The sequence below is a fragment of the Desulfosarcina sp. genome, from assembly GCF_046496365.1.
GTDB lineage: Bacteria > Desulfobacterota > Desulfobacteria > Desulfobacterales > Desulfosarcinaceae > Desulfosarcina.
The window spans coordinates 35,324-43,840 of record NZ_JAWOHB010000175.1 but is presented as its reverse complement, the minus strand read 5'-3'; the positions used below and the strand labels follow the sequence as shown (position 1 = coordinate 43,840).

Annotated in this window: 11 protein-coding genes; all 11 read left to right on the top strand. The window is 58.6% G+C overall.

The window, feature by feature from the left end; genetic code table 11:
- The coding region (locus R6V78_RS17920; protein ID WP_410290752.1) for a zinc-binding dehydrogenase at positions 1-182 on the top strand (182 nt) is incomplete at its 5' end.
- 414 nt (positions 183-596) lie between these two features.
- The gene (rpiB, locus tag R6V78_RS17915) at positions 597-1,049 is read left to right on the top strand and encodes a ribose 5-phosphate isomerase B (protein WP_410290751.1); all 453 of its coding nucleotides are present in this window, start codon (positions 597-599) and stop codon (positions 1,047-1,049) included.
- A 175-nt stretch (positions 1,050-1,224) separates the two neighbouring features.
- A complete protein-coding gene (gene glyA, locus R6V78_RS17910; RefSeq protein WP_410290753.1) occupies positions 1,225-2,424 on the top strand; it encodes a serine hydroxymethyltransferase in 1,200 nt (399 codons plus the stop codon).
- 13 nt (positions 2,425-2,437) lie between these two features.
- Complete coding sequence (locus tag R6V78_RS17905; protein ID WP_410290750.1) at positions 2,438-2,947, top strand: deoxycytidylate deaminase; 510 nt, start codon at positions 2,438-2,440, stop codon at positions 2,945-2,947.
- Positions 2,948-3,173: 226 nt separating this feature from the next.
- On the top strand, positions 3,174-3,635 hold the full coding sequence (gene nrdR / locus R6V78_RS17900; protein WP_410290749.1) for a transcriptional regulator NrdR: 462 nt from the start codon (positions 3,174-3,176) through the stop codon (positions 3,633-3,635).
- Between the two features lie 85 nt (positions 3,636-3,720).
- Entirely contained in the window at positions 3,721-4,821 is a 1,101-nt protein-coding gene (ribD, locus tag R6V78_RS17895; RefSeq protein WP_410290748.1) for a bifunctional diaminohydroxyphosphoribosylaminopyrimidine deaminase/5-amino-6-(5-phosphoribosylamino)uracil reductase RibD, read from the top strand.
- A 39-nt stretch (positions 4,822-4,860) separates the two neighbouring features.
- A complete protein-coding gene (locus R6V78_RS17890) occupies positions 4,861-5,526 on the top strand; it encodes a riboflavin synthase (RefSeq protein ID WP_410290747.1) in 666 nt (221 codons plus the stop codon).
- A gap of 108 nt (positions 5,527-5,634) precedes the next feature.
- Positions 5,635-6,861, top strand: coding sequence for a bifunctional 3,4-dihydroxy-2-butanone-4-phosphate synthase/GTP cyclohydrolase II (locus tag R6V78_RS17885; protein ID WP_410290746.1), 1,227 nt, complete (start codon positions 5,635-5,637; stop codon positions 6,859-6,861).
- 18 nt (positions 6,862-6,879) lie between these two features.
- Positions 6,880-7,353, top strand: a complete 474-nt coding sequence (gene ribE, locus R6V78_RS17880) for a 6,7-dimethyl-8-ribityllumazine synthase (RefSeq protein WP_410290745.1) — start codon at positions 6,880-6,882, stop codon at positions 7,351-7,353.
- Between the two features lie 2 nt (positions 7,354-7,355).
- Positions 7,356-7,796 (top strand): transcription antitermination factor NusB, encoded by a 441-nt coding sequence (gene nusB / locus R6V78_RS17875; protein ID WP_410290744.1) that lies wholly within the window; start codon positions 7,356-7,358, stop codon positions 7,794-7,796.
- Positions 7,797-7,866: 70 nt separating this feature from the next.
- On the top strand, positions 7,867-8,517 hold the full coding sequence (locus tag R6V78_RS17870) for an MBL fold metallo-hydrolase (protein WP_410290743.1): 651 nt from the start codon (positions 7,867-7,869) through the stop codon (positions 8,515-8,517).

Genomic DNA, 8,517 nt, shown 5'->3' with positions numbered 1-8,517 from the left:
AGGTGCGCCTTCAGGGAATCACTGTTGGCCACCGGGATTCGTTCGAAGCCATGACCCGGGCCATAGCCCAGCATCAGGTAAAGCCAGTGATCGATCGGGTATTCGCCTTTGAAGAACTTAAAGAGGCCATGGAATATCTGCGGCAGGGGAAGCATTTCGGAAAGATCTGCATCCGGTTTTAATCTTGAAGGTTCCGTAAAAAGTCGAAATTTCAGGTTTATTGTCATCCTCGCGAAGGCGGGGATCCATAAGATTCAGATAGTTATAGACTCCCGCCTCCGCGAGAGTGACACTGTTTGTGACTTTTTACGGGTTCATCAATCTTGAAGGGGAGATAAAAATCGGCGTTGAAGCATCAAATTCCGGAGCAAGTGATGAAAGGCTTTCAATCCTTTTGCCAACTGGCGGTGCCGGCCAATCGTAATGACCATCACGGAAGCAAACGGGGCCGTCAACATAAGTGGGTGCTCAGCGGTGTGGCATGCAGGCGCCAACATAAACCGCCCCTTTTTTTCTTGCGGTGATCGATGGTTCTGGATATGTAAATGCGTTGCCCTGTCAACGCACCCGTTTTACGTCGAAAGGAACCCAGCACCATGACCGAGGCATCCATCCCCCAGCGGATCATCATCGGCTGCGACCATGCGGCCTACCGCTTGAAAGAAACCCTGAAAACGGCCCTGCAGAAGCAAGGAATCGCCGTCACCGACGTCGGCACCTACAGTGAAGCCGCCATGGATTATCCCGAAACCGGCAGGGCTGTGGCCCAAAAGATCTCATCGGGTGACTTCGACCGGGGGATTCTGATCTGCGGCACCGGACTGGGCATGTCCATGGTGGCCAACAAATATCCCCACGTGCGTGCAGCCCTTTGCAACGACCTCTTCTCAGCTGCCATGAGCCGGCGACACAACAACGCCAATATTCTGGTCATGGGTGGTCGGGTCATCGGTGATGGTCTGGCACTGGAGATCCTGAAAGCCTGGCTGGAAACCCCTTTCGAGGGGGGGCGGCATCAGCGCCGGCTCGACCGGTTCGACACGATTTGATCGGCAGACGCGGCACCCTGCCGGCAGGTAACCGCGGCCGAAGCCGAATGCCCCCGCTGAAAGCCGCTCCTGCGACGAAGCCGGCGGATGAATAGAAGGAGAGACGCAGACGTTGAACACCGACCTGATTCGAGCAACCGACCCCGAGATCGCCCGCGTGATCGAGAATGAAGCGATGCGCCAGCAGTCTCACCTGGAACTGATCGCATCTGAAAACACCGCCAGTCAGGCGGTCATGGCCGCCCAAGGAAGCATCTTGACCAACAAATACGCCGAAGGCTACCCCGAAAAGCGCTATTACGGGGGTTGTGAATTTGTCGACCGGGCCGAACAGCTGGCCATCGACCGGGCGCTGAACCTGTTCGGCGCCGAAAGCGCCAACGTGCAGCCCCATTCGGGATCCCAGGCCAACATGGCCGCCTACTTCGCACTGCTCGAACCGGGTGACACGGTGCTGGGTATGGATCTGGCCCACGGTGGCCACCTGACCCACGGCGCCGCGGTCAGCTTTTCCGGTCGGTTTTTCCGCTTTGTCCATTACGGAGTGAACCGGGAGACGGAAACCATCGACTATGACCAGGTCAAACACCTGGCCCGGCAGCACCGACCGAAGATGATCGTTGCCGGTGCCAGCGCCTATCCCCGGTTCTTCGATTTTAACGCCTTTTCGGAAATTGCCCGCTCAATCGATGCCCTGCTGCTGGTCGATATGGCCCACATCGCCGGCCTGGTGGCAGCCGGCGTACACCCGTCCCCCATACCCCATAGCGACGTGGTCACCTCCACGACCCACAAGACCCTGAGAGGCCCCCGGGGCGGGCTGATCCTGGCCCGGGAAGCCTGGGGCAAAAAAATCAACAGCCAGGTCTTCCCCGGTATCCAGGGCGGCCCGTTGATGCACGTCATCGCCGCCAAGGCGGTGGCCTTCAAGGAGGCCCTGGGCTCACCCTTCAGGCAATACCAGAAAAACATTGTGACCAATGCGGCCGCGCTGGCCGAGCGCCTGAAAGCGCAGGGACTGGACCTGGTATCCGGCGGTACGGACAACCATCTCATGCTGGTCAACCTTACCCGTCTGAGCATCACCGGCCGGGATGCGGAAGCGGCCCTTGGGCGCGCCGGCATCACCGTCAACAAGAATGCCATCCCCTACGAAGCCCGCAGCCCGCATGTAACCAGCGGCATCCGCATCGGTACGGCGTGCGTCACCAGCCGGGGAATGCTGACCGAACAGATGCAGGCAATCGGCGGCCTCATCGCCGATGTCCTGCGCAATCCCGACGACTCGTCCGTGATCGATAAAACCAGGCGTCGTGTGCAGACCTTGTGTGATGCATTTCCCCTGTACCCCCGGACAGCAGGTCTGGAAAGCTAAAGGAACCGGTTTCATGCGCACAACCACCAGCGGCAAACGATCGGGATATCTCTCCTGGGACGACTACTTCATGGCCGTGGCCCTGCTCTCAGCCCAGCGCAGCAAGGATCCCAACACCCAGGTGGGCGCCTGTATCGTCAATGGCCAGAAACGCATTGTCGGGGTCGGATACAACGGTTTCCCCACCGGCTGTTCCGACGACACCCTGCCCTGGTGCCGAGAGGGAGACTTTTTGGACACCAAATACCCCTATGTCTGCCACGCGGAACTCAACGCCGTTTTGAACAGTGTGCCCGGCAATCTCAACGGCTGCGCCATCTATACGGCCCTTTTTCCATGCAACGAGTGCGCCAAGGTAATCATTCAGGCAGGTATCCGCGAGGTGGTTTACCTGTCCGACAAGTATGCCGTCACCGACTCGGTGCGCGCATCCAGGCGCATGTTCGACCAGGCCGGAGTGAGCTGCCGGCAACTGGAACCGGCCCATGCGACCGTGACCATTCGGTTGACGGACGACGGATGATGTTCAATTGGCTGCATCGTTGTTCGGTTCTTCAACGTGTCGATTGGAAACGGACCCAATCAGCGGCAGGGCCGGGTTGTGGCCATTGGTTCCTGAATGCCCGTCAAGGGTTGCATGCAGGCGGCCGGCAACCATTGATGCAGCCAGGCAGGCACGTGCGCGGACAGGCCGGTTTTATTCAACCGGTATCGTCACGATTCTTAAGCAGCCAGCGGGAGGGTTGGTCATGAAATGTCCATTTTGCGGGGATTTTGACAACAAGGTCATCGACTCACGGGTCAGCAAGGACGGCAGTGTGATCCGGCGCCGGCGGGAGTGCATCGACTGCACCCGGCGCTTCACCACCTACGAGCACATCGAAGAGATTCCGATAATGATCATCAAAAAGGATGGCCGCCGGGAGGTCTTCAACCGTGAAAAGGTGGGTTCCGGCATCCGCAAGGCCTGCCAGAAGCTGAGCATCAGCATGAACGTCATCGAAGAGTTCATCGACGATCTGGAACGGGACCTGCGGGAGACCGGCGAAAAGGAAATTCCCTCCCACGATATCGGCGAGCGGGTCATGGTCAAACTGCATGAACTCAATGACATCGCCTATGTGCGCTTCGCCTCTGTGTATCGCGAGTTCAAGGACGTCAACGACTTTGTTTCGGAACTCAAGCGCCTGTTGAGTCATCCGGCCAAGTAGGAGCGAATAACGTTCGCCCCCGCGGTTGGGAAATCAATTATGGATAGGATTGCGTGAACATGATTCCGTATGCACCTTAAAATCCATGGAAGATCGAAAATACATGCTACAGGCCTTGGACCTGGCCGAAAAGGGCCTGGGCCGGACCTCGCCCAACCCCATGGTCGGCGCCGTGCTGGTCAAGGACGGCCGGGTGGTGGGCCGGGGATATCATCAGCGCGCGGGAGAACCCCATGCCGAGGTCAACGCCATCGACGATGCCGGTGAGCATGCCCGTGGGGCGACCCTTTATGTCACCCTGGAACCGTGCAACCACTTCGGCCGCACGCCGCCCTGCACCCGCAAGATCCTCGATGCCGGAATTCGGCGGGTGGTGGTGGCGATGGATGACCCCAACCCCGGCGTCCAGGGTGGTGGCGTCAGATACCTGCAGGACCAGGGCATCGACGTGACCACAGGCGTTTGTGAAAAATCGGCCCGGACACTGAATGAGGCGTTTATCACCTGGGTCACCACCGGCAGGCCCTTCGTGATTGTAAAATGCGCGGCCACCCTCGACGGACGCATTGCCACACGCACCGGCGATTCCCGCTGGGTCACCGGTCCAGCCTCACGTCAGTTCGTTCATCGACTCCGCCATGCGGTCGACGCCATCATGGTCGGCGTGAAGACCGTAATAAAAGACGACCCCAGCCTGACCACACGCATGGATGGTCAACCCGGCGCCGACCCGACACGCATTATCCTGGACACGCGTTTGTCCATCCCGCTGACATCCAAGCTGCTGCGCCTGAAGTCCCATGCGCCCACCTGGATGGTTTGCGGGGTCAACGCAGCGGCAGAACGCCGAGCCGCATTGGAAAACGCCGGGGCACGGGTCGTCACCGCCCCGTTAAAGGGCCGCCGCATCGACCTGTCAGCCCTGATGCGGCAACTGGGGGAAATGGGTATCACCAGCCTGCTGATCGAGGGCGGGGCCACGGTCATCGGTTCAGCTTTTGCAGCCGACATCGTGCATAAAGTCTGTTTCTTCTACGCGCCGAAAATACTGGGGGGTGATGACGGCGCTCCCATTTGCCGGGGGGCGGGACCCGAACACATGCGCGAGAGCATCGCCGTCCATGATTTGTCGGTGTTCCGATTCGACGCGGACGTCATGCTGCAGGGCTACCTGAAACCCCTTTGATTCATTGACAACAACCGTTTACACATTATTTTTACGAACATGTTCACAGGAATCATCGAAGGCTTAGGCACCATCACCGCCATCCACCCGTCCGGTCAGGGCAGCCGGATTGCGATCACTTCGGATTTCGATCTTACGGGAACCCGCATCGGAGACAGCATTTCCGTAAACGGCGCCTGCCTGACCGCCGTGATTCTTCACGGCCGGCGGTTTAGCGTGGATGCATCCCCCGAAACACTGATGCGCAGTGTATTGGGCAGGATAAAGCTCGGTGAACGGGTCAATTTGGAGCGGGCACTGCGGCTGTCGGACCGACTGGACGGCCACCTGGTTTCGGGCCACGTGGACGGCATCGGCACCCTGAGCAAAAGAGAGCCGCTGGCCAACGCCATCGTCATCACTTTCAGCGTAGCCCAGTCCCTGGCCCGTTACATGATCGAAAAAGGGTCCGTGGCCGTGGACGGCACCAGCCTGACCATCAACCGCTGCGACAGCACCACTTTCGAGGTGAGCATCATCCCCCATACGGCCGGTTTAACCACCATCGGCTTGAAAAAGGTGGGTGATGCGGTCAATATCGAAGTCGACATGATCGGCAAGTACGTTGAACGTTTTGTTACCAACCGGGGGTCGGGGGACCGCCGGGCCGGGGAATCCGGCGGCGGCATCGACATGGCCTTGCTGGCCAAATCCGGATTTATTTGACCATTGGACAACACCGGCTCCTCGCCTTCGCGGGGATGACACAATCACCGCAACTTCGACTTATTGCGATTCGATCAAAATCAAAGCACTTCAGGAGAAAGATCCAGCATGTCAAAAATTACCATCGATCAGGCCATCGAGGATATCCGCAATGGCAAAATGGTCATCCTCGTCGACGATGAAGATCGGGAAAACGAAGGCGACCTGACCATGGCGGCCGAAAAGGTGACTCCCGAAGCCATCAACTTCATGGCCAAGTACGGCAGGGGCCTCATCTGCCTTTCACTGACCGCTCAAAAATGTGCCCAGTTGAACCTGCCCATGATGGTGCAAAACAACACCAGCCCATTTGAAACCGGATTCACCATCTCCATCGAAGCCAAATGCGGGGTCACGACCGGCATCTCGGCCGCCGACCGGGCCACCACCATCGCAGCTGCAGTGGCCGAAGACGCCAAGCCCGGTGACCTGACCCGGCCCGGCCACATATTCCCCCTGCGCGCCCGCGATGGCGGTGTCATGGTGCGGGTGGGGCAGACCGAAGGGAGCGTGGACCTGGCCAGACTGGCCGGTCTCAAACCGGCGGGTGTCATCTGCGAGATCATGGATGACGACGGCACCATGGCACGTATGCCCGCGCTGGAAGAATTCAGCCGGCTGCACGGCATCGGTATCTGTACCATCGCCGATCTGGTGGAACACCGCATTCGAACGGAAAGCTTCGTTCACCGGGCCGCGGAAACCATCATCCCCACCCTCCACGGCGGGGACTTTAAAATGATCGCCTTTGAAAACGACGTGGACAACCTCACCCACATCGCCCTGGTGAAAGGGGAGATCGATCCGGAAACCCCAACCATGGTGCGCGTACACTCGGAATGCATGACCGGTGACATCTTCGGCTCCATGCGCTGTGACTGCGGTGACCAACTGCACAAGGCCATGGAAATGGTGGCTGCCGAAGGGTCCGGGGTTCTGCTCTACCTGCGCCAGGAAGGTCGGGGCATTGGGCTGATCAACAAACTCAGGGCCTACGAACTGCAGCGCTGCAAGGGCATGGACACGGTGGAGGCCAATCTCAAGCTGGGGTTCAGGGATGACATGCGAGACTACGGCATCGGCGCTCAGATGCTGGTCAACATCGGTGTACGCAAGATGCGCCTTTTAACCAACAATCCCAAAAAGATGGTTGGGCTCCAGGGATATGGACTCAGCGTTGAGGAGCAGGTGCCCATCGAGGTTGAACCGAACGAGTACAACCGGTGCTATCTCGAGTGCAAAAAACTTAAAATGGGCCATACGCTCAGTTTTGACGAAACCGTTAAACATCAATAAGGAGAGGAAATCCGTCCTATGCCGAATATCATCGAAGCCGGCCTGGTTGCCAAAGGCAAGCGGTTCGGTATCATCGCCAGCCGTTTCAACGATTTTATCACCGACCGACTGGTGGGAGGCGCTTTGGATGCGCTGACCCGCAGTGGAGCCAAGGACGCGGACATCGATCTCGTCAAGGTTCCGGGTGCCTTCGAAATTCCCATGGTGGCCCAGCGCATGGCCAAAAGCAAAAAATACCATGCAATCGTGTGTCTAGGGGCGGTTATCCGTGGCGCCACCCCTCATTTTGACTACGTTTGCGCCGAAGCCTCCAAGGGCATCGCCCAGGTGAGCATGGAGACCCAGGTGCCGGTCATTTTCGGCATTGTCACCACAGACAGCATCGAACAGGCCATTGAACGGGCCGGCACCAAAGCGGGCAACAAGGGCTGGAGTGCGGCCATCGCCGCCATCGAGATGGCCAACCTGATGGAGACGGTGGACAAGGGATAGCCATGGGAACCCGCCGATTATCCAGAGAGCAGGCCCTGCAGGCCCTCTTTTTTATGGACATGCACCGCGACCCACTGGAGGACCCCGTTGGACAGTTCTGCAGCAGTTTTGCCCAGGACAAACCCACCCAGCCGTTTTTCCACCGGCTGGTGGATGGGGTTCAGGAAAACCGCAAAACGATCGACGCGGTGATCGAACAGTTCTCCAGCAACTGGAAACTGGCGCGCATGTCCTGCGTGGATCGCAATGTATTGCGCATCGCCGTATTCGAACTGCTTTTTTGCGCCGACATCCCACCCAAAGTTTCCATCAACGAGGCCATAGACGTGGGCAAGCGCTTCGGCACGGATGAATCCGGCGCCTTTATCAACGGCATCCTGGACAGCATCCGGCTGGCCATGAAGGCAGACAGGATCGCCTTCGTACCCAAAACCACCGAATGATGGCTGCCGACCCCGGCAGCGGGCGTCGATTTAATGATCAACGACTAATTTAGGATTTTGGAGGTACGCATTGATTATCCGTCAAATGGCCTTGGGCCCCATTCAGGCAAACTGTTTCATTCTCGGATGTAAAAAGACGCGCCAGGCCGTGGTCATCGATCCCGGGGACGATGCCGACCGTATTCTGACCAGCCTGGCCGGGGAGCGGTTGACCGTCGTCCATATCATCAACACCCATGGCCACTTTGACCACGTAGGCGCCAACAAGCGGCTCAAAGAGACCACCGGTGCAGATATCCTCATCCACAGTGCCGACGCCCCCATGCTGGCACAGCTGTCGGCCACGGCGGCCGCCTGGGGACTGGCTGCGGAAAATTCACCCCCGGCAGATCGGCTGCTGGAAAACGGAGACACCATCTCCTTCGGCACCCATACCCTCAAGGTACTTCACACGCCCGGCCACACCACCGGCGGCATCTGTCTTTACACCGAATACCCCCACGCAGGCGCCCAGGAAAAGGCGGTATTTGTCGGCGACACCCTCTTTGCCGGCTCAATCGGCAGAACGGACTTTCCCGGCGGCAATTTCGACACCCTGATCAACAGCATTCGTACCCAGCTCTTTAGCCTGGATGAAGAGGTCAAGGTTTATCCGGGGCACATGGGCAGCACCACCATCGGGGTTGAAAAACGGACCAACCCTTTCTGCGGGATGGGGTAA

What these genes read in the sequence shown, in the direction of transcription:
- R6V78_RS17890 (WP_410290747.1), top strand. Translation starts at nt 4,861, where the DNA reads ATGTTCACAGGAATCATCGAAGGCTTAGGCACCATCACCGCCATCCAC.
- rpiB (WP_410290751.1), top strand. Translation starts at nt 597, where the DNA reads ATGACCGAGGCATCCATCCCCCAGCGGATCATCATCGGCTGCGACCAT.
- R6V78_RS17905 (WP_410290750.1), top strand. Translation starts at nt 2,438, where the DNA reads ATGCGCACAACCACCAGCGGCAAACGATCGGGATATCTCTCCTGGGAC.
- nusB (WP_410290744.1), top strand. Translation starts at nt 7,356, where the DNA reads ATGGGAACCCGCCGATTATCCAGAGAGCAGGCCCTGCAGGCCCTCTTT.
- glyA (WP_410290753.1), top strand. Translation starts at nt 1,225, where the DNA reads ATGCGCCAGCAGTCTCACCTGGAACTGATCGCATCTGAAAACACCGCC.
- ribD (WP_410290748.1), top strand. Translation starts at nt 3,721, where the DNA reads ATGGAAGATCGAAAATACATGCTACAGGCCTTGGACCTGGCCGAAAAG.
- ribE (WP_410290745.1), top strand. Translation starts at nt 6,880, where the DNA reads ATGCCGAATATCATCGAAGCCGGCCTGGTTGCCAAAGGCAAGCGGTTC.
- nrdR (WP_410290749.1), top strand. Translation starts at nt 3,174, where the DNA reads ATGAAATGTCCATTTTGCGGGGATTTTGACAACAAGGTCATCGACTCA.
- R6V78_RS17885 (WP_410290746.1), top strand. Translation starts at nt 5,635, where the DNA reads ATGTCAAAAATTACCATCGATCAGGCCATCGAGGATATCCGCAATGGC.